This is a genomic window from Streptomyces hebeiensis (genome assembly GCF_052983195.1).
This window is the reverse complement of record NZ_CM129812.1, coordinates 2,928,296-2,952,713: the sequence shown is the minus strand read 5'-3', so window position 1 is coordinate 2,952,713 and position 24,418 is coordinate 2,928,296. Positions and strand designations below refer to the sequence as shown.

Annotated in this window: 17 protein-coding genes and 3 rRNA genes; 13 read left to right on the top strand and 7 right to left on the bottom strand. The window is 67.9% G+C overall.

What is annotated here, in order from left to right; all coding sequences use genetic code 11:
* The first annotated feature begins 277 nt into the window (after window positions 1-277).
* The 6 genes from ACU6P3_RS12755 to ACU6P3_RS12730 all read left to right on the top strand — a co-directional run bounded on the left by ACU6P3_RS12755 (window position 278) and on the right by ACU6P3_RS12730 (window position 7,242).
* A complete protein-coding gene (locus ACU6P3_RS12755) occupies window positions 278-460 on the top strand; it encodes a Trm112 family protein (RefSeq protein WP_447197231.1) in 183 nt (60 codons plus the stop codon).
* A gap of 222 nt (window positions 461-682) precedes the next feature.
* Window positions 683-2,062, top strand: coding sequence for an SIS domain-containing protein (locus tag ACU6P3_RS12750; RefSeq protein WP_447197230.1), 1,380 nt, complete (start codon window positions 683-685; stop codon window positions 2,060-2,062).
* Window positions 2,063-2,109: 47 nt separating this feature from the next.
* Entirely contained in the window at window positions 2,110-3,363 is a 1,254-nt protein-coding gene (manA, locus tag ACU6P3_RS12745) for a mannose-6-phosphate isomerase, class I (protein WP_447197229.1), read from the top strand.
* Window positions 3,364-3,496: 133 nt separating this feature from the next.
* Window positions 3,497-4,513, top strand: coding sequence for a cation diffusion facilitator family transporter (locus ACU6P3_RS12740; protein WP_447197228.1), 1,017 nt, complete (start codon window positions 3,497-3,499; stop codon window positions 4,511-4,513).
* Between the two features lie 271 nt (window positions 4,514-4,784).
* Complete coding sequence (gene ahcY, locus ACU6P3_RS12735; RefSeq protein ID WP_030742429.1) at window positions 4,785-6,242, top strand: adenosylhomocysteinase; 1,458 nt, start codon at window positions 4,785-4,787, stop codon at window positions 6,240-6,242.
* Window positions 6,243-6,549: 307 nt separating this feature from the next.
* Window positions 6,550-7,242, top strand: coding sequence for a hypothetical protein (locus ACU6P3_RS12730; protein WP_447197868.1), 693 nt, complete (start codon window positions 6,550-6,552; stop codon window positions 7,240-7,242).
* Here the strand turns inward: ACU6P3_RS12730 and ACU6P3_RS12725 are convergent.
* Window positions 7,176-8,150, bottom strand: coding sequence for an RDD family protein (locus tag ACU6P3_RS12725; RefSeq protein WP_447197227.1), 975 nt, complete (start codon window positions 8,148-8,150; stop codon window positions 7,176-7,178). The two genes, ACU6P3_RS12730 and ACU6P3_RS12725, sit on opposite strands and share 67 nt — an antisense overlap.
* Window positions 8,151-8,306: 156 nt before the next feature.
* Between ACU6P3_RS12725 and ACU6P3_RS12720 the strand changes: the two genes are divergently transcribed.
* The 4 genes from ACU6P3_RS12720 (at window position 8,307) to rrf (ending at window position 15,058) form a co-directional block, all read left to right on the top strand.
* Window positions 8,307-9,314: a stage II sporulation protein M gene (locus ACU6P3_RS12720; protein ID WP_447197226.1), complete on the top strand. Its 1,008-nt coding sequence runs from the start codon at window positions 8,307-8,309 to the stop codon at window positions 9,312-9,314.
* Between the two features lie 587 nt (window positions 9,315-9,901).
* A 16S ribosomal RNA gene (locus ACU6P3_RS12715) occupies window positions 9,902-11,428 on the top strand.
* 309 nt (window positions 11,429-11,737) lie between these two features.
* Window positions 11,738-14,862 (top strand): 23S ribosomal RNA (locus ACU6P3_RS12710).
* Between the two features lie 79 nt (window positions 14,863-14,941).
* A 5S ribosomal RNA gene (rrf, locus tag ACU6P3_RS12705) occupies window positions 14,942-15,058 on the top strand.
* The 16S, 23S and 5S rRNA genes sit together here, the layout of an rRNA operon.
* Window positions 15,059-15,169: 111 nt before the next feature.
* Here the strand turns inward: rrf and ACU6P3_RS12700 are convergent.
* Entirely contained in the window at window positions 15,170-16,120 is a 951-nt protein-coding gene (locus ACU6P3_RS12700; protein ID WP_447197225.1) for an NADP-dependent oxidoreductase, read from the bottom strand.
* Window positions 16,121-16,170: 50 nt separating this feature from the next.
* Here ACU6P3_RS12700 and ACU6P3_RS12695 point away from each other — a divergent pair, with 50 nt between their 5' ends.
* Window positions 16,171-16,797, top strand: coding sequence for a TetR/AcrR family transcriptional regulator (locus ACU6P3_RS12695; RefSeq protein ID WP_447197224.1), 627 nt, complete (start codon window positions 16,171-16,173; stop codon window positions 16,795-16,797).
* Window positions 16,798-16,872: 75 nt separating this feature from the next.
* Here the strand turns inward: ACU6P3_RS12695 and ACU6P3_RS12690 are convergent, their stop codons facing one another.
* The 5 genes from ACU6P3_RS12690 to ACU6P3_RS12670 are packed head-to-tail and all read right to left on the bottom strand — an operon-like array spanning window position 16,873 to window position 22,369.
* Window positions 16,873-18,201: a DUF58 domain-containing protein gene (locus ACU6P3_RS12690; RefSeq protein WP_447197223.1), complete on the bottom strand. Its 1,329-nt coding sequence runs from the start codon at window positions 18,199-18,201 to the stop codon at window positions 16,873-16,875.
* Window positions 18,202-18,215: 14 nt separating this feature from the next.
* Window positions 18,216-19,199: an AAA family ATPase gene (locus ACU6P3_RS12685; protein ID WP_447197222.1), complete on the bottom strand. Its 984-nt coding sequence runs from the start codon at window positions 19,197-19,199 to the stop codon at window positions 18,216-18,218.
* On the bottom strand, window positions 19,196-20,428 hold the full coding sequence (locus ACU6P3_RS12680) for a DUF4350 domain-containing protein (protein ID WP_447197221.1): 1,233 nt from the start codon (window positions 20,426-20,428) through the stop codon (window positions 19,196-19,198). Before ACU6P3_RS12680 ends, ACU6P3_RS12685 begins: the two co-directional genes overlap by 4 nt.
* Complete coding sequence (locus ACU6P3_RS12675; RefSeq protein WP_447197220.1) at window positions 20,425-21,090, bottom strand: DUF4129 domain-containing protein; 666 nt, start codon at window positions 21,088-21,090, stop codon at window positions 20,425-20,427. The genes ACU6P3_RS12680 and ACU6P3_RS12675 overlap by 4 nt, the downstream gene beginning before the upstream one ends.
* Before the next feature lie 25 nt (window positions 21,091-21,115).
* Window positions 21,116-22,369, bottom strand: coding sequence for a DUF7847 domain-containing protein (locus ACU6P3_RS12670; protein WP_447197219.1), 1,254 nt, complete (start codon window positions 22,367-22,369; stop codon window positions 21,116-21,118).
* Between the two features lie 206 nt (window positions 22,370-22,575).
* Between ACU6P3_RS12670 and mtnA the strand changes: the two genes are divergently transcribed.
* Both mtnA and mtrA read left to right on the top strand, forming a co-directional pair.
* On the top strand, window positions 22,576-23,733 hold the full coding sequence (gene mtnA, locus ACU6P3_RS12665) for an S-methyl-5-thioribose-1-phosphate isomerase (protein WP_447197218.1): 1,158 nt from the start codon (window positions 22,576-22,578) through the stop codon (window positions 23,731-23,733).
* 7 nt (window positions 23,734-23,740) lie between these two features.
* Window positions 23,741-24,418: a two-component system response regulator MtrA gene (gene mtrA / locus ACU6P3_RS12660; protein WP_030749068.1), complete on the top strand. Its 678-nt coding sequence runs from the start codon at window positions 23,741-23,743 to the stop codon at window positions 24,416-24,418.

The window sequence follows — 24,418 nt, the reverse complement described above, 5'->3', positions numbered from 1 at the left end:
GGGAAACGGGCGCCGCGGGCTTCCCGCACCGGCTACCGGCGCACCCCCGCACCGCTCACTCTCCCAGCCCCTCCGCGGTTCCCCGGCGCGTCCTGGCCCGGGCACCCCGGTTCCGGGCAGGCGGCGGGAGCAGGGGGAAACGCGCCGCGGGCAACCGCGCACCCGCCGCAACCGCACGCGGGCACCCCGGACGGCACGCGGGCACCCCGGACGGACGGCGGTACCCTGACTCCACCCGATCGATCCGCCCCACCCCGCCCGAAGGGACCCCCCACCCATGCCGCTCGAAGCCGGCCTCCTGGAGATCCTCGCCTGCCCGGCCTGCCACGCCCCGCTCAGCGACAGTACGACGGCCGACACGCCGGAACTGGTCTGCACCGGCGAGGATTGCGGCCTGGCGTACCCGGTCCGGGACGACATCCCGGTCCTCCTCGTCGACGAGGCCCGCCGCCCCGCGTAAGCGACGCTCCGGCCGCCCGCCGGCCGGCGAAACGAGCCGATGGTGCCCGCCGGCGGTGCCGGCCAGTGACGTCGACCGGTGACGTCGGTCAGTGCCGGTTACGCCCGGCGTCGGTACGCGCCGCCGCCGACCGTGCGCCACGCACTCCGCGTCACGGGACCGACCCCCGCCGTACGTCCACACGCCACGCCACGCCCCGGCGATCCCGAGGAGACCGTCCCCATGCTCGACGAGTCGCTGCTCGATGCCCCCGACGCACTGGCCCGTGCCGACCGCCGCGGGCTGCTGCGCGACGCCGCCGAGGCCGGGGCCCGGGTGCGCACCGCCCTGCGGAACACCGCCGAGGCCGGTGTCGGCGGGCTCGCGCCCGAGGGCCGCCCACGCGCCGTGCTGATCGCGGGCTCGGGTACCGCCGCGACCGCCGTCGCCGACCTCCTCGGCGCCCTCGCCGGCGCCGCCGCGCCCGTCGTCCGGCTGAGCCCCACCGGGGTCGCACCCGCCGCCGGTGCCCTGCGCTGGGCATTGCCCGGTTGGGCCGGGCCCGTCGATCTGCTCCTGATCGCCACCACCGACGGCAGCGAACCGTCCCTCGCGCTCCTCGCCGAGCAGGCGTACCGCCGTGGTTGCACGGTCGTGGCCGTCGCCCCGCGCACGTCTCCGCTGGTCGAGGCGGTCGGCAACGCGCACGGCCTCACCGTTCCCATGGCCCCGCCCCTCAACGAACGCTACGAAGGCCGGGAACGCCACGGACGGCCTGAGCGGTCCGAGCGGTCCGGGAACGACACCGAAGCCGACGGCCCGACCGGGAACGACCCCGCGGGAGAGCCCGGAAGCGAGTCCGGCAACGGGACCGGGGCCGAACCCGGAAGCGAATCCGGGTCCGGCCCCGGGTCCGGCCCCGGGGCCGACTCCGGCGGCCGACCCGAGAACAACGCCGGCGCCGAGCACGGAGCAGCGGCCGGTGCCGAGCGCGCGGACACCCCGACCGCTGTCGGGTCCGGCGCGTTCTGGTCCCTGCTCGTCCCCCTCCTCGCGCTCCTCGACCGCGCAGGCCTCCTCACCGCGCCCCCCGAGACCCTCCAGAAGGTCGCCGACCGGCTCGACAGCGTCGCCGAGCGCTGTGGCCCGGCCGTCGCGACGTACAGCAACCCGGCCAAGACCCTCGCCGCCGAACTCGCCGAAAGCCTGCCCCTGATCTGGACGGAGGGCACGGCAGCGGCCTCCGCCGGCCGCCGGTTCGCCGCCGCCCTGGCCGAACTGACCGGGCGAGCCGCCCTCGCCGCCGAACTGCCCGACGCGCTCCCGGCCCACAGCGCCCTGCTCGCCGCGGACGTCACCGGCGGCACGGACCTGGACGACTTCTTCCGCGACAGGGTCGAGGACCCCGGCCGTCCGCGCCCCCGCGTCGTACTGCTCCGGGACCGCCCCGTCGGCGGGCTGACCGCCGCTCCCGCCGCCCGCGACCTCGCGCTCGGCCACGGCACCGGCATCAGCGAACTGGAACCCGAGGACGGCGCCGAACTGGAAGCCCTCGCCGAACTGCTCGCCGTCACCGATTTCGCCACCGTTTACCTGGCTCTCGCCGGGAACGCGCCCGCATGACATGAGTTCGGCGCCGTCACGTCACCACGTACGAGAAAGCTCACCCCATGGACCGCCTCTCCAACACCGTGCGCCCCTACGCGTGGGGTTCCACGACCGCCATCCCTGAGCTGCTCGGTGTCGCTCCCACCGGTGAGCCGCAGGCCGAGATGTGGCTGGGCGCCCACCCCGGCGCTCCCTCCCGTCTCGACCGCGGCACGAGCACGAGCACCGACGCAGGCACGAGCACGAGCACCGACGCAGGCACAGGCACGCGCACGGTCACCGGTACAGGCAACAGCCCCGGTTCCGGCGAGCAGTCGCTCTCCGCCGTCATCGACGCGGACCCGGAAGCGGAACTCGGCGCGGCGGCGGTCCGGAAGTTCGGGCCGCGCCTGCCCTTCCTGCTCAAGCTCCTCGCCGCCGGCTCCCCGCTCTCGCTCCAGGTGCATCCCGACCTCGCCCAGGCGCGGGAGGGCTACGAGCGGGAGGAGCGACAGGGCGTCCCCACCGACGCCCCGCACCGCAACTACAAGGACGCCAACCACAAGCCCGAACTGATCTGCGCGCTCACCCCGTTCGACGGGCTGTGCGGCTTCCGCGCCCCCGAGCAGGCGGCCGATCTGCTCGCCGGGCTGGCGGTCGACTCCCTCGAGCCGTACGCCGACCTCCTGCGTGCCCACCCCGAGGAGGCCGCGCTGCGCGAGGTGCTGACGGCCGTCCTCACCGCGGACCCGGCCGAGATGGCCGCCACCGTCACCGAGGCCGCCGCCGCGGCCGGCCGGCTCGGCGGCGCCTACGAGCCGTACGCCACGATCGCGCACCACTACCCCGGCGATCCCGGGGTGATCGCCGCCATGCTGCTCAACCACGTACGACTCCAGCCCGGGGAAGCGCTCTTCCTGGGCGCGGGCGTCCCGCACGCCTACCTCAACGGCCTCGGCGTCGAGATCATGGCGAACTCGGACAACGTGCTGCGCTGTGGGCTCACGCCCAAGCACGTGGACGTGCCCGAACTGCTCCGTATCGTGCGCTTCGAGACGACCGAGCCGAACATCCTCCGCCCGGAGGCGTCCGGCACAGGGGAAGAGGTGTACGAGACGCCCATCGACGAATTCCGGCTCTCCCGCTACGTCCTCGCGCCGGGCGCAGACCCCCGCGACCTGACAACCGCCGGCCCGCAGATCCTGCTCTGCACGGCCGGTGCGCCCCGGACGAACGGCCTGGGCCTCGCGCCGGGCGGTGCCGTCTTCGTCCCGGCGGGCGAGACGACCGAACTGTCCGGGACAGGAACGATTTTCCGGGCGACCGTCGTGGTCTGAGGCGGACCGAAAAACCGTTCCCGCAGGAAGCTGCAACAATGTCCCGCCGTACCGGGGCCACGACGCGGCCGGGCCTCCCCGGCCGGGCCGGCGGCGACCAGCGACAGGACAGAGGAAGGGACGTCACCCACCCATGAGCGCGTCAGGCGGAACCAAGGCGATCGTGGCGGCGCTCGGCGCCAATCTCGCGATCGCGGTAGCTAAGTTCGTGGCGTTCCTCTTCAGCGGTTCGTCGTCCATGCTCGCCGAGAGCGTGCACTCCCTCGCCGACTCCGGCAACCAGGGGCTGCTCCTCCTCGGCGGAAAGCGGGCCAAGCGCGAAGCGACCCCGCAGCACCCCTTCGGCTACGGCCGCGAGCGCTACATCTACGCCTTCCTCGTCTCCATCGTGCTCTTCTCCGTCGGCGGCATGTTCGCCGTCTACGAGGGTTACGAGAAGATCAAGCATCCGCACGAGATCGAGGCCTGGTACTGGCCGGTCGGGGTGCTCGTCTTCGCGATCATCGCCGAGGGCATCTCCTTCCGTACGGCGATCAAGGAGTCGAACGCCCTGCGCGGCGCGCTCTCCTGGAAGGAGTTCATCCGCCGGGCCAAGGCTCCCGAGCTCCCCGTCGTGCTCCTGGAGGACCTCGGCGCGCTGATCGGCCTCGTCCTCGCCCTCGCCGGCGTCGGCCTCGCGCTGGGCACCGGCAACGGCATCTGGGACGGCATCGGCACGCTCTGCATCGGCGTTCTCCTCATCCTCATCGCCGTCGTCCTGGCGGCCGAGACCAAGTCCCTGCTCCTCGGCGAGGCCGCGGGCGTGGAAGAGGTCGAGAAGATCAAGGCCGCGCTCGTGGACGGCGATGTCGTGACCGGCATCATCCACATGCGCACGCTCCACCTCGGCCCGGAGGAGTTGCTCGTCGCCGCAAAGATCGCGGTCGAGCACGACGACACCGCCGTCGAGGTCGCCAACGCGATCAACGCCGCCGAGGCCAGGATCCGCGAGGCCGTCCCGATCGCCCGCGTCATCTACCTGGAACCGGACATCTACAGCGAGTCGGCCGCCGCGGCCGGTACCAACCCGGGCAAGACCTCCGGCGGCCAGGACGCGGCCACTCCGGGCGCGGTCATGTCGGACACGGCCACCCCGGACACGGCCCACTGACACCCGGACACTCTCGAACCAGCCCTTCCGACGCTGTTCACGACGGCGATTGGGACATCGGCTGTGGGCGGCGGGAGCGATCGGTGTAGATTCGTGACAGAGCCAGACGTCGCTGCTGATGGCGGTCGGGCGGCCCGCTCCGCGCGGACCGGCCGAGGGAGAGAGGGCCACGACGGACTGCGCCGCGAGTGCCCGGGCATTCGTATGCCCGCCGCCGCAGAGCCAGCCGACGTAACCCACCCTCGACCCGATTCACGAGGAGCAGCTCGTTATGACGACTGTCGCCAACCGACAGGACTTCAAGGTCGCCGACCTCTCGCTCGCCGAGTTCGGCCGCAAGGAAATCACCCTCGCCGAGCACGAGATGCCCGGTCTGATGTCCATCCGCAAGGAGTACGCGGCGGCGCAGCCGCTCGCCGGTGCCCGCATCACCGGCTCCCTGCACATGACGGTCCAGACCGCGGTCCTCATCGAGACCCTCACCGCGCTCGGCGCCGAGGTCCGCTGGGCGTCCTGCAACATCTTCTCCACCCAGGACCACGCCGCCGCCGCCATCGCGGTCGGCCCGACCGGCACCTCGGACAACCCCCAGGGCGTCCCGGTCTTCGCCTGGAAGGGCGAGACGCTGGAGGAGTACTGGTGGTGCACGGAGCAGGCGCTGACCTGGCCGGACAGCCCCACCGGCGGCCCGAACATGATCCTGGACGACGGCGGCGACGCCACCCTCCTGGTCCACAAGGGCGTGGAGTTCGAGAAGGCCGGCGAGGCCCCCGACCCGGCCACGGCGGACAGCGAGGAGTACGGCCAGATCCTCACCCTGCTGAACCGCACCCTCTCCGAGAACCCGCAGAAGTGGACCCGCCTCGCGTCCGAGATCCGCGGCGTCACCGAAGAGACCACCACCGGTGTCCACCGCCTGTACGAGATGCAGCGTGACGGCACCCTCCTCTTCCCGGCGATCAACGTCAACGACGCGGTCACCAAGTCCAAGTTCGACAACAAGTACGGCTGCCGCCACTCCCTGGTCGACGGCATCAACCGCGCCACCGACGTGCTCATCGGCGGCAAGGTCGCGGTGGTCTGCGGCTACGGCGACGTCGGCAAGGGGTGCGCGGAGTCCCTGCGCGGCCAGGGTGCCCGCGTGATCATCACCGAGATCGACCCCATCTGCGCCCTCCAGGCGGCGATGGACGGCTACCAGGTCGCCACGCTCGACGATGTCGTGGGCATCGCCGACATCTTCGTCACCACGACCGGCAACAAGGACATCATCATGGCCTCGGACATGGCCAAGATGAAGCACCAGGCGATCGTGGGCAACATCGGCCACTTCGACAACGAGATCGACATGGCCGGCCTGGCGAAGATCGACGGCATCGTCAAGGACGAGGTCAAGCCCCAGGTGCACACCTGGACCTTCCCCGACGGCAAGGTGATCATCGTCCTCTCCGAGGGACGCCTGCTGAACCTGGGCAACGCGACCGGTCACCCCTCCTTCGTGATGTCGAACTCGTTCGCGGACCAGACGCTGGCCCAGATCGAGCTCTTCACCAAGCCGGAGGAGTACCCGACCAACGTCTACGTGCTCCCCAAGCACCTGGACGAGAAGGTCGCCCGCCTTCACCTCGACGCCCTCGGCGTGAAGCTCACGACTCTCCGCCCGGAGCAGGCCGCGTACATCGGCGTCCCGGTGGAGGGCCCCTTCAAGCCGGACCACTACCGCTACTGATCACGTAGCGTCGCTCATCAGGCTCATCACGCTGACCGGCCGACGCCGGACAGGACAGGCCCCCGCACCCCCGTGTCGGGGGCCTGTCCCGTGTGTGACCACCCTCCCGAGCCCGGCTCGCGGGCCCGGGAGGCCCGGGGGGTTGGTCAGCAGGGCCGACATCGAGCGCCGTCGCGGTCGGCCCGTGCCGACCGCAGCCGGCGAACACCGGCGTGTACCGGCGCACGCCGGGGTTCGCCGAGGTGTACGGCGTGTGAGAGCGTCGCAGGTGTCAGTCGCCGAGGACCCGAAGGACCTGAAAGCCCCCATGCCCCGCGGCCGTTATTCGCTTCATGATCCGCACGATCACACCCCTCTCGGTGACGAACACTTCCACTGCGCGCCCGGCCCTTCCGGCTGGCGCTATGTCTCCCAGATCACCGCCCCCTCCGGCGACCACGCGGGCTCCGTCGATCTGGCCCTCGACGAGCTCGGCCGCCCGATCCGCGTTGAACTGCACGCTGCCGGCTGGCAGGTCCGCGGAGCTGCCCTCGACGGCGTCACCTGGGTCCGTACCGACCCCACCGGCGCCCACGCCACCGAAGGCAATGTCCGCGCTCACGCCTTCACCGGAACGTCCCCCGCCTTCCTCGTCGCGATCTCCCGTCTCCTCCGTCTCACCCCCGGTTCCCCCGCGACCCGCGTCCGCCTCGTGGCCTTCACGGATCCGGTCCTCGCCCCCCGCACTCTCGATCAGTCCTGGGCCCTGGTGAACAGTGAAGCGCACGCCACTGACAACGGCCCCTTGACCGTGGACGAGTACCAGGTCAGCGCCCTGGACACGGGTGAGCGGCACACGGTTCACATCGCGGGGGACGTGGTACTCGCGGCTCCCGGCATCGAGCTCGAAGACCTGGAGTCACCGCCGTCGGCCTTTCCCGACGTCCCGTCGCACTACGCGGGCGGGGCGAAACCGGTCGGCGACGGCGGAGACGAAGAGGGAGAAGAGGGAGAGGACTGAGGAGCGGAGGAAGACGTCGCAGAGGGACGGGACGAGGCCGAGGAGCCTGTCGGCCCGTCACCCGTGGCGGCGGCGGGAGTGGGAACCGCGGGCACCGGGGCACGGGAAGCGTCATGAGGAAAACCACCGTCGCCGACGACGCCGCCGGAAGAGCCGCCCGGTCCGCCGAAGGCCCGCCGGGCGTCCCGCGCCTGCCGTTCGTGTACCACTGCCGCCAGATACGCGGCCGCGGGCACCTCCTGGGGCGCGGGCGTTCCGGTGCGCTCCGCCAGTTCGTCCGCGAGCCGCTCGGCCATCCCCAGGCCGACCCCGGCGTCCAGCTGATCCATCCGCGTCAGGTACTGCCGTATGTCGAGCCACAGGCCGTCGGGCACACCCGACAGATCCAGTTCCGCGAACCGTCCCACGAGCCACGGCGGAGGCGGTGGAACCGTGGCGGACCGCCCGGCCGGTACCCGCTCCCGCACGACCAGCGTCCCTGCGAAGACGTCCCCGACCCGCCGGCCCCGCGCCGAGACCAGCGACGCGATGCACCCGACGACCCCGAACGACATCAGGATCTCCACCACTCCGACCGCACCGCGCACGAGCGCGTGCCGGAACCGTATGGGACCCCCGTCGTCGCGTACGACTCGCAGGCCACAGGCCAGCTTCCCCAGCGACCGCCCGTGGCTGAGCGTCTCCACCGCTATCGGCCCGCCCACCAGCACCAGCAGGAACGAGGCGATGCCGAGCGCGGTGACCGCCGCCTCGTCCAGCGCGCCCGACGAGAGCACCACCGCGACCGACACCAGCAGATAGGCCGTCCACGCCACCACGAGGTCGATCACCAGCGCCAGCGCGCGGCTCGGCAGCTTCGCCGGGCGCAACCCCAGCACGACCGCGTCGCCCGTTACAAGATCCTTCACCGGTACCCCCGCCCTTCGCCCCGTCCTCGTACCTTCCCGGCCCCACGAATCCCTCAGTCTGCCAAGCTGGCCCGCAGCGTGCCGCGTGAGTATGGACCGGCAGACATACGAACCGACAATGAACCGACCATCCCCGGCCCTGGAGCAGCAGCGACCATGGATCTCGATGTCTTCGTGACAGCCCACCGGGCGGAGTGGGACCGCCTGGACCAGCTCCTGCGCCGCGGCCGCAGGCTCAACGGGGCCGAGGCCGACGAATTGGTGGCCCTCTACCAGCGCACCGCGACGCACCTCTCCCTGATCCAGTCCAGCGCTCCTGATCCCACGCTCACCACGCGTCTCACTCAACTCGTGGCTCGTGCTCGGGCGACGGTCACCGGCACTCGCCGTGCCACCTGGCACGACGCCGCCCGCTTCCTCACAGCGGGTTTCCCGGCGGCGGTCTACGGATCCCGCCGTTGGTGGATACCGACAGCGCTTCTTTCCACCCTCCTCGCCGCGATCATCGGCTGGTGGATCGGGGCCCATCCAGAGGTCCAGTCGGCGATAGGAGCCCCGGAAGATCTCCGGCAGATGACCCGGCCGGGCGGCGAGTACGAGACGTACTACTCGAGCCATCCCGCGGCCTCCTTCGCGGCCCAGGTCTGGACGAACAACGCCCAGGCGGCAGCCATGTGCCTGGTCCTGGGGGCCTTCTTCTGCCTCCCGGTGATCTGGATCCTCTTCATCAACGTGCTCAACCTGGGTGTGGGCATCGGCCTGATGTCCTCGGCCGGGCGCCTGGACATCTTCCTCGGTCTGATCCTCCCGCACGGCCTGCTCGAACTGACGGCGGTCTTCGTCGCGGCGGGTACGGGACTCCGCCTCGGCTGGACCTTGATCGACCCGGGCCCCTACAGCCGCCGCACCGCCCTGGCCCGGCAGGGCCGAGCCGCCCTCGGCATAGCCATCGGCCTGGCGCTGGTGCTCTTCGTGTCCGGCCTGATCGAAGGCTTCGTCACCCCGTCCGGCCTCCCCACATGGGCGCGGATCAGCATTGGCGTCGCCGCGGAGATGGTCTTTCTGACATACGTCTATGTCCTCGGCGGCCGAGCGGCGCGAGCCGGCGACATCGGCGACGTCCAGGACGCCGACCGAAGCGCCGAGCTGCCCGTCGCGGCCTGATGTGCGTCGGGCGTCCTCGACCTGTTAGTCTCCTCTTCGCCTCACAAAGACCGTTGACACGGTCCGAGTGGGGAGGTAGATTTGAACGGTTGCCTCGGGAGCTGGACAAGCTCCGGGCCTGCTGCTTAAGATCTACTTCGCTCCGGATGGGAATTGAATTCCCAGGAGCACTCTTCGATTCGACATTCAGATGATGAACGCCGATGCGATCGGCGCGAAATCTTTCTGATAGAGTCGGAACCGCCGGAAAGGGAAACGCGAAAGCGGAGAACTGGAAAGCGAAACCCCGCTCCGACGGGGAATCGGACACGAAAGAGTCTGATAGAGTCGGAGACACGAAATACCGAAGGGAAGCGCCCGGAGGAAAGCCCGAGAGGGTGAGTACGAAGGAAGCGTCCGTTCCTTGAGAACTCAACAGCGTGCCAAAAGTCAACGCCAGATATGTTGATACCCCGACCTTCCCCGACTTTGGGGTTGGGTTGAGGTTCCTTTGAAACACAACACAGCGAGGATGCTGTGGACCGTCCGGTCTTATTCCGGCCGACGGTTCCGCTCTCGTGTGTGTGAACCGGATGACCGGTGAAGCATTCACGGAGAGTTTGATCCTGGCTCAGGACGAACGCTGGCGGCGTGCTTAACACATGCAAGTCGAACGATGAAGCCTTTCGGGGTGGATTAGTGGCGAACGGGTGAGTAACACGTGGGCAATCTGCCCTGCACTCTGGGACAAGCCCTGGAAACGGGGTCTAATACCGGATATCACTTTTCCTCGCATGGGGGAGGGTTGAAAGCTCCGGCGGTGCAGGATGAGCCCGCGGCCTATCAGCTTGTTGGTGGGGTGATGGCCTACCAAGGCGACGACGGGTAGCCGGCCTGAGAGGGCGACCGGCCACACTGGGACTGAGACACGGCCCAGACTCCTACGGGAGGCAGCAGTGGGGAATATTGCACAATGGGCGGAAGCCTGATGCAGCGACGCCGCGTGAGGGATGACGGCCTTCGGGTTGTAAACCTCTTTCAGCAGGGAAGAAGCGTGAGTGACGGTACCTGCAGAAGAAGCGCCGGCTAACTACGTGCCAGCAGCCGCGGTAATACGTAGGGCGCAAGCGTTGTCCGGAATTATTGGGCGTAAAGAGCTCGTAGGCGGCTTGTCGCGTCGGTTGTGAAAGCCCGGGGCTTAACCCCGGGTCTGCAGTCGATACGGGCAGGCTAGAGTTCGGTAGGGGAGATCGGAATTCCTGGTGTAGCGGTGAAATGCGCAGATATCAGGAGGAACACCGGTGGCGAAGGCGGATCTCTGGGCCGATACTGACGCTGAGGAGCGAAAGCGTGGGGAGCGAACAGGATTAGATACCCTGGTAGTCCACGCCGTAAACGTTGGGAACTAGGTGTGGGCGACATTCCACGTCGTCCGTGCCGCAGCTAACGCATTAAGTTCCCCGCCTGGGGAGTACGGCCGCAAGGCTAAAACTCAAAGGAATTGACGGGGGCCCGCACAAGCGGCGGAGCATGTGGCTTAATTCGACGCAACGCGAAGAACCTTACCAAGGCTTGACATACGCCGGAAAACCCTGGAGACAGGGTCCCCCTTGTGGTCGGTGTACAGGTGGTGCATGGCTGTCGTCAGCTCGTGTCGTGAGATGTTGGGTTAAGTCCCGCAACGAGCGCAACCCTTGTCCCGTGTTGCCAGCAGGCCCTTGTGGTGCTGGGGACTCACGGGAGACCGCCGGGGTCAACTCGGAGGAAGGTGGGGACGACGTCAAGTCATCATGCCCCTTATGTCTTGGGCTGCACACGTGCTACAATGGCCGGTACAATGAGCTGCGATGCCGTGAGGTGGAGCGAATCTCAAAAAGCCGGTCTCAGTTCGGATTGGGGTCTGCAACTCGACCCCATGAAGTCGGAGTCGCTAGTAATCGCAGATCAGCATTGCTGCGGTGAATACGTTCCCGGGCCTTGTACACACCGCCCGTCACGTCACGAAAGTCGGTAACACCCGAAGCCGGTGGCCCAACCCCCTTGTGGGGAGGGAGCTGTCGAAGGTGGGACTGGCGATTGGGACGAAGTCGTAACAAGGTAGCCGTACCGGAAGGTGCGGCTGGATCACCTCCTTTCTAAGGAGCATCTCGGTTCCTCTTCGGGGGAATCCAGGGCCACTACGTCGGCGAGTGTTCGACGGTGGTTTGCTCATGGGTGGAACGTTGACTATTCGGCATGGTCGGTTGGGATGTTCACTAGTACTGCTTCGGCGTGGAACGTGGGGATCGTGGCCGGTTGTGTCGGGCGCGCTGTTGGGTGTCTGAGGGTGCGGCCGTTGTGGTTGTCCTTCAGTTTGCCGGTCCCGGTGAAGCATCGCTTGTGGGTGGTGTGTGACGGGTGGCTGGTCGTTGTTTGAGAACTGCACAGTGGACGCGAGCATCTGTGGCCAAGTTTTTAAGGGCGCACGGTGGATGCCTTGGCACCAGGAACCGATGAAGGACGTGGGAGGCCGCGATAGGCCCCGGGGAGCTGTCAACCGAGCTGTGATCCGGGGGTGTCCGAATGGGGAAACCCGGCAGTCGTCATGGGCTGTCACCCGCTGCTGAACTCATAGGCAGTGTGGAGGGAACGAGGGGAAGTGAAACATCTCAGTACCCTCAGGAAGAGAAAACAACCGTGATTCCGGGAGTAGTGGCGAGCGAAACTGGATGAGGCTAAACCGTATACGTGTGAGACCCGGCAGGGGTTGCGTATGTGGGGTTGTGGGAGCGTGCTTGATCGGTCTGCCGGCCGGTCGGTGAGTCAGAAACCGTATGGGTAGGCGAAGGGCATGCGAAAGGCCCGGCGTAGAGGGTAAGACCCCCGTAGCTGAAATCTGTACGGCTTGCTTGTGCGTTTCCCAAGTAGCATAGGGCCCGAGAAATCCTGTGTGAATCTGGCGGGACCACCCGCTAAGCCTAAATATTCCCTGGTGACCGATAGCGGATAGTACCGTGAGGGAATGGTGAAAAGTACCGCGGGAGCGGAGTGAAATAGTACCTGAAACCGTGTGCCTACAAGCCGTGGGAGCGTCGCGCATCGAGCTTGCTTGGTGCGTCGTGACTGCGTGCCTTTTGAAGAATGAGCCTGCGAGTTTGCGGTGTGTTGCGAGGTTAACCCGTGTGGGGGAGCCGTAGCGAAAGCGAGTCCGAATAGGGCGATTTTAGTAGCGCGCTCAAGACCCGAAGCGGAGTGATCTAGCCATGGGCAGGTTGAAGCGGAGGTAAGACTTCGTGGAGGACCGAACCCACCAGGGTTGAAAACCTGGGGGATGACCTGTGGTTAGGGGTGAAAGGCCAATCAAACTCCGTGATAGCTGGTTCTCCCCGAAATGCATTTAGGTGCAGCGTCGTGTGTTTCTTGCCGGAGGTAGAGCACTGGATAGGCGATGGGCCCTACCGGGTTACTGACCTTAGCCAAACTCCGAATGCCGGTAAGTGAGAGCGCGGCAGTGAGACTGTGGGGGATAAGCTCCATGGTCGAGAGGGAAACAGCCCAGAGCATCGACTAAGGCCCCTAAGCGTACGCTAAGTGGGAAAGGATGTGGAGTCGCAGAGACAACCAGGAGGTTGGCTTAGAAGCAGCCATCCTTGAAAGAGTGCGTAATAGCTCACTGGTCAAGTGATTCCGCGCCGACAATGTAGCGGGGCTCAAGCGTACCGCCGAAGTCGTGTCATTGCAGTACATACTCCTAACGGGGACTGTGATGGGTAGGGGAGCGTCGTGTGCCGGGTGAAGCCATGCTGGAAGGTAGTGGTGGATGGTTCACGAGTGAGAATGCAGGCATGAGTAGCGATTCACACGTGGGAAACGTGTGCGCCGATTGACTAAGGGTTCCTGGGTCAAGCTGATCTGCCCAGGGTAAGTCGGGACCTAAGGCGAGGCCGACAGGCGTAGTCGATGGATAACCGGTTGATATTCCGGTACCCGCTTTGAAGCGCCCAGTATCGAATCCATTAATGCTAAGGCCGTGAAGCCGCCCTGATCTCTTCGGAGTTGAGGGGAGTGGTGGAGCCGTCGAACCAAGGTGGTAGTAGGTAAGTGATGGGGTGACGCAGGAAGGTAGTCCAGCCCGGGCGGTGGTTGTCCCGGGGTAAGGGTGTAGGACGCACGGTAGGTAAATCCGTCGTGCATGTGTCTGAGACCTGATGCCGAGCCGATTGTGGTGAAGTGGATGATCCTATGCTGTCGAGAAAAGCCTCTAGCGAGTTTCATGGCGGCCCGTACCCGAAACCGACTCAGGTGGTCTGGTAGAGAATACCGAGGCGTTCGGGTGAACTATGGTTAAGGAACTCGGCAAAATGCCCCCGTAACTTCGGGAGAAGGGGGGCCATTCCGGGTGATCATCTTTACGGTGTGAGCTTGGGGTGGCCGCAGAGACCAGCGAGAAGCGACTGTTTACTAAAAACACAGGTCCGTGCGAAGCCGTAAGGCGATGTATACGGACTGACGCCTGCCCGGTGCTGGAACGTTAAGGGGACCGGTTAGCTGACTTTCGGGTTGGCGAAGCTGAGAACTTAAGCGCCAGTAAACGGCGGTGGTAACTATAACCATCCTAAGGTAGCGAAATTCCTTGTCGGGTAAGTTCCGACCTGCACGAATGGCGTAACGACTTCTCGGCTGTCTCAACCATAGGCCCGGTGAAATTGCAGTACGAGTAAAGATGCTCGTTTCGCGCAGCAGGACGGAAAGACCCCGGGACCTTTACTACAGTTTGATATTGGTGTTCGGTTCGGCTTGTGTAGGATAGGTGGGAGACTGTGAAGCCCGTACGCCAGTATGGGTGGAGTCGTTGTTGAAATACCACTCTGGTCGTGCTGGATGTCTAACCTGGGTCCGTGATCCGGATCAGGGACAGTGTCTGATGGGTAGTTTAACTGGGGCGGTTGCCTCCTAAAGGGTAACGGAGGCGCCCAAAGGTTCCCTCAGCCTGGTTGGTAATCAGGTGTTGAGTGTAAGTGCACAAGGGAGCTTGACTGTGAGACTGACGGGTCGAGCAGGGACGAAAGTCGGGACTAGTGATCCGGCGGTGGCTTGTGGAAGCGCCGTCGCTCAACGGATAAAAGGTACCCCGGGGATAACAGGCTGATCTTCCCCAAGAGTCCATATCGACGGGATGGTTTGGCACCTCGATGTCGGCTCGTCGCATCCTGGGGCTGGAGTCGGTCCCAAGGGTTGGGCTGTTCGCCCATTAAAGCGGTACGCGAGCTGGGTTTAGAACGTCGTGAGACAGTTCGGTCCCTATCCGCTGTGCGCGTAGGAGTCTTGAGAAGGGCTGTCCCTAGTACGAGAGGACCGGGACGGACGAACCTCTGGTGTGCCAGTTGTTCTGCCAAGGGCATGGCTGGTTGGCTACGTTCGGGAGGGATAACCGCTGAAAGCATCTAAGCGGGAAGCCTGCTTCGAGATGAGGACTCCCACCTCCTTGAGGGGGTAAGGCTCCCAGTAGACGACTGGGTTGATAGGCCGGATATGGAAGCCAGGTGACTGGTGGAGTTGACCGGTACTAATAGGCCGAGGGCTTGTCCTCAGTTGCTCGCGTCCACTGTGTTAGTTCTGAAGTAACGAACGGCCGTGTTGTTTTCCGGTGGTTGTTATCTTCATAGTGTTTCGGTGGTTATTGCGTGAGGGAAACGCCCGGTTACATTCCGAACCCGGAAGCTAAGCCTTTCAGCGCCGATGGTACTGCAGGGGGGACCCTGTGGGAGAGTAGGACGCCGCCGAACAATTGTTGTGGGTATGCCCCGTATTGAAGAAACCAGGTTTCTTCAATACGGGGCATACCTGCGTTCACGGGACGGCACGGTACCCGGCTCGTCGGCCGACATCCTGCCCGATCAGTGCACCAGAACAATCTTTCCGCGCGCGTGGCGGCTCTCGCTGAGTTCATGCGCCGCCGCAGCCTCTGTGAGAGGGAAGGCCGCAGCGATCGGCACCCGTAGTCGGCCCTCGCCTGCGAGCCTGACCGCGTTCGTGAGGCCGTGCAGGGCCAGCGGGTCGGCGAGAATTCCCACCGCCGCGCTCGTTTCGTCGGCCGGTGTTCCGTGGGACAAGTGCACGCCGTGGGCCGCCGCGTTGAGGTCGGCGATCGTCACCACACGCGCTGTGCCGCCGGCAATGGCGACGAGGTCCGGCAGCGATCCTCCGGCACAGTCGAACACCGCGTCCACCCCGGCCGGTGCCATCGCGCGGATCCTTTCGACGAGACCCGTCCCGTACGTCGTCGGCTCTGCTCCGAGGGAACGAAGGAAGTCGTGGTTGTGCTGGCTCGCCGTACCGATGACGGTGGCGCCGCGGGCGACCGCGAGCTGGACGGCGATGGTGCCCACCCCACCGGCGGCGCCCTGCACCAGCACGGTGTGCCCGACGCCGACGGAGAGTCGGTCGAGGACCCGTGTGGCGGTCTCGACGCCGCCTGCCGCGCCGCCCGCTTCCTCCCAACTCCACCCGGCCGGCTTGGGCGCCCAGGCGGTCAGGACCGCGAAGTCGGCATTGGCTCCACGCGCGACCGGACTGGTCATACCGAACACCTCGTCGCCCATGGCCACGCCTGTGACGTCGTCGCCGACCTGGTCCGCGACACCCGCGGCGTCGAATCCGGTCCGATACGGGAACGTCATGGGCACCACGTCACGTAGCGCCCCGGAGCGAATGCGCATCTCGCCGGGTGACACGCCGGATGCTCTTACGGCGATACGGACCTCGTTCCGTCCGGCGTTCGGAGCCTCCATCTCGGCGACGTGAACAACGTTGGGCGGACCGTACTCGGTGAATTGAACGGCTCTCATGCGGACCGACGGTAACGGAGCACCCCGTCCGTTTGGCTAAAGTGAGAGAGGTGACGACACAAGTGGTAGCGAAGCTACGGTCGGACGCCCGCGACAATCGTGCGCGTATCCTCGCGGTCGCCCGCCTGGCCTTCGCCGCTGAGGGTCTCGATGTGCCGATCCGGGAGATCGCCCGGCGCGCTGAGGTCGGTGTCGCAACCGTCTACAGGCACTTCCATACCAAAGAAGTGCTGCTGAGCGAGGCTTTCGCCGAGCAGATGGCCAGTTGCTCCGCGATCGTGGAGGAAGGGGTGTCGGCGGCCGACCCGTGGGACGGGTTCTGTCTGGTGATCGAGAAGCTCATGGAGATGCACGCCCTCGACCGAGGCTTCGCCCGCGCGTTCACCTCGGAGCTTCCGCAAGCGGCTGACTTCGCCGCGGACCGCGATCGCACGCTGCGACTGCTGCTCGAGCTGGTGCGACGTGCGAAGGTAGCGGGGCTGTTGCGGCGGGATTTCGTACTGGAGGACATCAGCTTGGCGCTGATGGCGAACGAAGGCATTCGCGCCGAGTCACCCGAGATGAGGGTGGCGGCGTCGCGTCGCTTCGCGGCCCTGATGATCCAGTCGTTCCAGGCGAACCCCGTCCCGGCGACGCTTCCGCCGGCCGTCCGGCTGCTTCTTTCCAGAGGGCAGTAGTTGGACGCCACCTCTGTTGATCACGCCGTGGGCTGCGCCGGGTGCACGTCAGCCGTCGGCGGTTCCACGTAACCCTCAGAGGCGCCCGGCAGCTTTGAGTGCGAGATATGCGTCAGCCAGGGCAGGAGCGAGCTTGTCCGGAACGGTGTCCACGACGGTGACTCCGTGGCGCTGCAACTGTTCTGCCGTCCGGCGCCGCTGACTCTGTGCTTGTGCCCCTGCCGCTGCCCCGTAGACGGCGTCCACTGTGCCTCGTCCCGCGCTCATTTCCTCGATGTAGGGGTCGGCGACCGAGGCGACCAGGACGGTGTGGCGCTGGGTGAGTCGCGGAAGGACAGGCAGCAGCCCCTCCTCGACGGGAGCCGCCTCGAGACTTGTGAGAAGGACGACGAGCGATCGGCGCCGCGCGTGTCCGAGCGTGGTCGCGCCGAGGCCGCGGGCGTCCGTCTCGATCAGCGCCGGTTCGAGCGGGGCGAACGCGTTGACCATGGCGGGCAGCACATCGCTCGCCGAACGGCCCTGGACGTGGGCGCGGATGCGCCGGTCGTAGGCGAGGAGGTCCACTCGGTCGCCGGCGCGGGTGGCGAGAGCGGTGAGGAGAAGCGTGGCGTCCATGGCCGCGTCGAGGCGTGGCACGTCGCCGACCCGTCCGGCTGAGGTGCGGCCGGTGTCGAGCACGACCAGGATGTGGCGGTCGCGTTCGGGGCGCCAGGTCCGTACGGCGAGACCGGACTGGCGCGCCGTGGCCCGCCAGTCGATGCTGCGTGTGTCGTCGCCCGGCACGTAATCCCGCAGACTGTCGAACTCTGTTCCCTCGCCGCGTGTCAGCACGCTCGTACGGCCGTCGAGCTCGCGAAGTCGGGCGAGTTTGGACGGCAGGTGCTTACGGCTGGTGAACGGTGGCAGGACCCGCACGGTCCAGGGCACATCGTGGCTGCCTTGCCGGGCCGCCAAGCCCAGCGGTCCGAACGAGCGGACCGTGACGCGTGCCGCGTGCCGGTCGCCACGGCGCGTGGGACGGAGGAGCGTGGTGATCCTGCGGCGTTCTCCGGCGGGCACGGTCGTCTTGTGCCGGGACGAGGCCTGATGAGCCTGGGGAGCCTGCTGGGCCGGGGTCGGCCAGCTGCTGGGGGGCCAGGCGTCACGGAGCTGGGCGCGCAGCGGTCGGCTCGACGTATTGGTGACGGTGAGGTGGACCTCGGCCTCGTCACCCAGTCGAACTGACGTGTCACCGCTTCGGGTGAATCGGAGCTTTCGGACTGGTGCGGCCAAGGCGTAGTCGTACAGAATTGCTAGGGCGAGCGGGGCGTTGACGGCAAGGAGCCCGACCCAGCTGGGGTCGAGGATGCCGACGGGGAGAGTGCCAAGAGCGGCGAGAAGCGCGGTGCGTCCGGTGAGGGCCATGGTCGTTCACCGCATCAGCGCGGAACGGGGACATGGGCGAGTATCGCGGTGATGACGGAGTCCGCGGTGACTCCTTCCATCTCGGCCTCGGGGCGCAGGTGGACGCGGTGGCGGAGGGTGGGGAGCGCCAGCGCCTTCACGTCGTCGGGGATGACATAGTCGCGACCGGTGAGCCAGGCCCAGGCGCGCGCGGTGGAGAGCAGGGCGGTGGCGCCTCGCGGTGAGACGCCGAGAGTGAGCGAGGGGGATTCACGAGTGGCACGGCAGATATCGACGACATAGCCCGCGATCTCGGGCGAGACAGAGGTGCGCGCGACGGCCGCGCGTGCGGATTCCAGGTCGGCGGGCCCCGCGACGGGCCGTACCCCCGCTGCCTGAAGATCGCGTGGGTTGAAGCCTTCGGCATGCCGCGTCAGCACATTGATCTCGTCTTCGCGGGTGGGCAGGGGCACGGTCAGTTTGAGGAGGAAGCGGTCGAGCTGGGCTTCGGGAAGGGGGTAAGTGCCCTCGTACTCGACCGGGTTCTGGGTGGCGGCGACCAGGAACGGGTCGGGTAGCGAGCGCGGCGTGCCGTCGACCGTGACCTGCCGTTCCTCCATCGCTTCGAGAAGCGCTGACTGTGTCTTGGGCGGCGTGCGGTTGATTTCGTCGGCCAGCAGGAGATGGGTGAACACGGGGCCGGGCTGGAAGGAGAACTCGGCGGTCCTGGCGTCGTAGACGAGGGATCCGGTGATGTCGCCGGGCATCAGGTCCGGCGTGAACTGGACGCGCTTCGTGTCGAGTTCGAGAGACGCGGCGAGAGCCCGCACCAGAAGGGTCTTGGCGACACCGGGGATTCCTTCGAGGAGAACGTGGCCACGGCAGAGAAGAGCGACGACGAGCCCGGTGACGGCGGGGTCCTGGCCGACCACCGCCTTGGCGATCTCGGTACGCAGCGCCTCCAGGGAAGCACGGGCGTCGTCCGAGTTCTCAGCGGGCTGTGTGGTCGGGGCGGTCATGAGGTGCGTACCTCTCTTTCGAGGGCGTCGAGTTGGTCCACCAGGCTGATGAGGGCGGCGTCGTCGGACGGCGTCGGGCCGAAGAGCACGTCGCTCAGGTCCCTCTCGGTGGTGGGGAGTCGGGCGGAGAGCGCCGGGAGCAGGGCGTCGGGGCGGTGGGCCTCGGTGGGAGGCACTGCCAGGAGGGAGGCGAGACGGTCGCGGGCGGCCGAGCGCAGGACCGTGGCGGCGCGGTCGCGCGCGTTCGTCTTGCGGTAGAGACGGGCGCGGCCCTCGGCCGACTCCGATGCCCTGATGGCGACGGGGAGCCGTTCGGGTACGAGGGGGCCGAGTCGGCGTGCGCGCCAGACCGCGGCGAGTACGGCTGCCAGGAAGAGCTGGAAGGCGCCCCAGAGCCAGCCGGACGGAATGAGTTCGAGGAAGCGGCTCTCGCCGCTGTTCCCACCGCCGTCACCGCCTTCGATCGCGGAGGCGTCAGTCAACGAGGGGAGGTACCAGACGAGATGAGGTCGGGAGCCGAGGAGTTGCAGGGCGAGGGAGGCGTTGCCCTGTTCGTCGAGACGGTCGTTGTACAGCAGGTCCGGCGAGCCGAGCAGGACGGTGTCGCCGGATTCCGTGCCGGAGCCGTTGTCCGCGGCGGGCGCGGGGTGCTGGATTCTGAGCAGGGTCGGCGCGCCGTCGTTCCGGTAGCAGGCGTCGGCACCGGCGAGCCGTGTGACGTACCGTTCGCCGCCGAGTTCGGCCTTCCCGGCCCGTTGGGCGGCGGGCAGGGAGCATTCGGGGGACAGAACGCCGACCGGGGCGGGGAGGTCGGTACGGACACCGGGGGCCAGCTCGCTGATGGAAGGGGCGCCGGCGCCGAGCAGGATGGTCCGGCCGCCCGAGGGGGCAGTCGCGGCGTGCAGGGTGCGCTGTTGGCGGGGGGTGAGCAGGTCCGGATCGGTGACCAGCAGTGTGGTGTTGGGGCCCGCAGCGGCGGTGGCCTCGTCCAATGTGCCGGCGATGTCGACCGAGACCCCCCTGCTCTTGAGCAGTTCGGCGGCGGCGCGGCTGCCGTACCGGTCGGCGGAGCGCGGGTCGAGACGGCCGTGCTGGTCTCCGGAGCGGAGGGCGGCCATCGTGATTCCGGCCGTCAGCAGGATGAGGAAGGCGACGAGCAGGCCGCGGCCCCGGGTCCAGATCTGGCGGGGGGTGCGGGCGAGCGAGGTGGGACTGGTGGCGGAGGTCACGTGGCGATTCCTCCGGACACGGTGCTCAGTCGCGGTGTGGCTCGTTCCAGGTCGACGTCGAGGTCTCGCAGGCGCAGGTACGTCCGTTCGTCGGCGGCACGGCCTCCGTACGTGATGGCACCGAATTCCCCGGCGGCGGCGCGCAGTCGGTCCGCGTGGTCGGGGAGTGCGCGGCCGGCTTCGGACGCGGCTTCGTCGGCGGTGCGGCCAGGGCGCGGGTCGAGCAAGGCACGCTCCTCCAGGGAGCGGACGATGGCGCGCATTCGCTCCTGGACCGCCTGGGCCCAGCGGCCGGTGGCGGCGTGGGTGTCGGCGGCGGCGCGGTGTTCCGCCGCGCTGCGGGGGGCCTGGTCGAAGAGCTCCGTCCGCCGCCCGGCCGGTCGGCGGGGGGTGCCCAGACGCCACCAGAGCGCCGCGCCGAGAGCCACGACGAGTGCGGCGATGACCAGGAGGCCGAGTGGGCCGCCGGGAGCGATGCCGGAGGCGGAGTCGAAGAGTTCACCGACCCATTCCCAGAAGCGGTCGATCGCACGCCGGAGGAGGTTGGGGTCGTTCTCGTGGTACATCGGCTTGGTCAGCTCGCGTTCCGCCGCCTCGCGGGCGGGAACCCGGGGTGTGTCGAGCGGTATGTCGTCGCTGACGCGGATCAGCCTTCGCGCCATGGCTCCCCCCGGGGTGAACACCGCATCAGCCTCCGGTCGGACCGTGGCCGGGACGGTCGGGTCCGTAACCGGGGACGCCCGCGGCCCGGGCCAGTTCCAGGTCGAGAGCCTCGCGGCGGATGCGCTGGTCCACGTAGAGCAGGGCGATCACGCCGGCGGAGATCGGGTAGGTGATCGCCGACGCGATGACCGCGCCGATGCCGCTGATGATCAGGTACGGCCAGCCGAATTCCGGGCTGCTGCCGGAGAGCAGTCCGCCGAGACCGTCACCGTCCACCGCCATGGCGATGATCCCGAAGGGGATGCCGATGACCAGGGAGACGAGGAAGGTCAGCAGGAGGGTGATGGCCTGGACGCCGAAGACGCGCCACCAGGCGTTGTGCACCAGTTTGGCGGACCGGCGCATGGAGGCGATGACGCCCTGGCGCTCCAGCATGAGCGCGGGGGAGGCGAGGCTGAAACGGATCATCAGCCAGATGGCCACGACGACGGCGGCCGTGCCCCCGAGGAAGGCGAGGGCGACGCCCCCGGCCGATCCGATCAACAGTCCGGGGCCGATGCCGACCATGGTGATGGCCACGCTGATCAGTGGCAACAGCAGTGTGAGACCGAGGAGTTGGGGAAGACGGGGCCGGGCCTCGCGCCAGGCGTCGGAGAGGGTGACGGGGCGTCCGAGCACCGAGCGGCTGATCACCACGGTGAGGACCGCCGTGGTGAAGAGGGTGCCGATCAGCGTGATGGCCAGCGAGGGGGCCAGCGCGACCAGGCTCGCCTTGGCGGAGTCGGCCGCCTGGTCGAGGGCTTCCGACGGGCTCGCGTTCGGGTCGACCTCTACCGGCGCGGGCAGGAGGTAGCGCTGGACGAGGATGTCGCCGATCTGGGAGACGACGGCGACCACGAGGGTGACGCTGAGCACCGCGCGCCAGTGGGCGCGCAGGGTGGAGACGGCGCCATCCAGAATCTCACCGATACCGAGCGGGCGGAGCGGGATCACGCCGGGCTTGGCGGCGGGGGGCGCTCCCCAGCCGTGGTGCGGTCCGTTGTGGCCGGGCCCGCTGGTGTGGGACGGGCCGCCCCAGCCCGCGGCCGGTCCGGGCGCGGGGGCAGGGGTGCCGTCGGGGCCGCTGGGCGGCGACCACTGACCGGCCGGCGGCTGGGCGGCGGACCACTTCGAAGAGGCGCCGCCGCCATCGGCGGGCTCGGAGGGCCGGGGCACGGTGGCGTCCTGGCCGTCGGACGGGGCGGATCCGGGCGAGGCCCAGCCCGGAGTGTCGTTCACGGTCGTCCACCTCGTGGCTTCTCTGCGGGGCCGGCTCGGCGAGCCGGCGTTTCGTCGGTGCCTTGCCGCGGGGTGGGGCGGCGGCCCGGTTGCCATCGTGCCACGCGCCGCGTTCCGGTGGACCGGGGGCTGCGTCTCCTTCTTGGTCTCCTACTCGCCGTCGCGCTGACCTTCATTGTCCGTGTGGCAGCGGGCAGACTGAGCGGATGTCTGAGCAGAGCGCACGAATCGCGGTCGGCGCGGAGCCGTCCATGCTGCCTTCGATCCGCTGGGACGAGCCGCCGGAAGGGCCCGTCCTGGCACTTCTCGACCAGACCAGGCTTCCTGGCGAGGAAGCCGAACGGGTCTGCACCGATGTGCCCGCGCTGGTGCGGGCGATCCGGGAGCTGGCGGTGCGGGGAGCGCCCTTGCTGGGCATCGCCGGCGCGTACGGGGTGGCACTCGCCGCCGTACGCGGCTACGACGTGGAGGACGCGGCGGAGCAGTTGGCAGGGGCGCGGCCCACCGCGGTGAACCTCGGTTACGGGGTGCGGCGGGCGAGGGACGCCTACCGGGCCGCTCTGGGAGCGGACGCGGACCTGGCGCGGGCGGCGGCCGCCGCGCTGGCTGAGGCGAGGGCGTTGCACCGGGAGGATGCGGAGGCCAGTGCGCGGATGGCGGCCCTTGGGCTTAGTCTCCTCGATGAGCTGCTGCCGGGTGGCGGCCACCGGATCCTGACGCACTGCAACACCGGAGCGCTCGTCTCGGGTGGGGAGGGCACCGCGTTCGCCGTGGCGCTGTCCGCCCACCGGGCCGGCCGGCTGCGGCGCCTGTGGGTGGACGAGACCCGTCCCCTGCTCCAGGGCGCCCGGCTGACGGCGTACGAGGCGGCCCGTAGCGGGATGGCGTACACGGTGCTCACGGACAATGCCGCCGGCTCGCTGTTCGCGGCGGGGGAGGTGGACGCCGTCCTGATAGGGGCGGACCGGATCGCCGCCGATGGCTCGGTGGCCAACAAGGTGGGGAGTTATCCGCTGGCCGTGCTGGCCAAGTACCACCATGTGCCGTTCGTCGTGGTCGCCCCGACCACGACGGTTGACCTGGACACGCCGGACGGCGCGGCGATCGAGGTGGAACAGCGGCCGGGACAGGAGGTGACGGAGCTCATGGTGCCGCAGGCGGCGGTGGCGGGAGCGGAGAAGGGAGGCGGGGTGCCGGTGGCGCCGTTGGGATCGCAGGCGTACAACCCGGCTTTCGACATCACACCCCCGGAACTGGTGACGGCCGTCGTCACCGAACGTGGCGTGCTGTCCCCGGTGACCAGGGACGGGATCGCGCAGCTGTGTGTCAGGTCACGCCAAGGTAACGATGAGCTAATGGGATGATGTCGGTATGAAGGGACGTGTCCTTGTCGTCGATGACGACACCGCACTGGCCGAGATGCTCGGGATTGTGCTCCGTGGTGAAGGTTTCGAGCCCTCGTTCGTAGCGGACGGGGACAAGGCGCTGGCCGCCTTCCGGGAGACGAAGCCGGATCTGGTGCTGCTGGATCTCATGCTGCCCGGACGGGACGGTATCGAGGTGTGCCGGCTCATCAGGGCCGAGTCCGGGGTTCCGGTCGTCATGCTGACAGCCAAGAGCGACACGGTCGATGTGGTGGTCGGCCTGGAGTCCGGCGCCGACGACTACATCGTCAAGCCGTTCAAGCCCAAGGAACTGGTGGCCCGGATCAGGGCGCGGCTGCGCAGGTCGGAGGAGCCCGCGCCGGAACAACTGGTCATAGGTGACCTGGTCATCGATGTCGCGGGGCACTCGGTGAAGCGGGACGGGCAGTCCATCGCCCTGACCCCGCTGGAGTTCGATCTGCTGGTGGCGCTGGCGCGCAAGCCGTGGCAGGTGTTCACCCGTGAGGTGCTCCTGGAGCAGGTGTGGGGCTACCGGCACGCCGCGGACACCCGGCTGGTCAATGTGCATGTCCAGCGGCTGCGGTCCAAGGTCGAGAAGGATCCCGAGCGGCCGGAGATCGTGGTGACCGTCCGCGGTGTCGGGTACAAGGCAGGACCGAGCTGA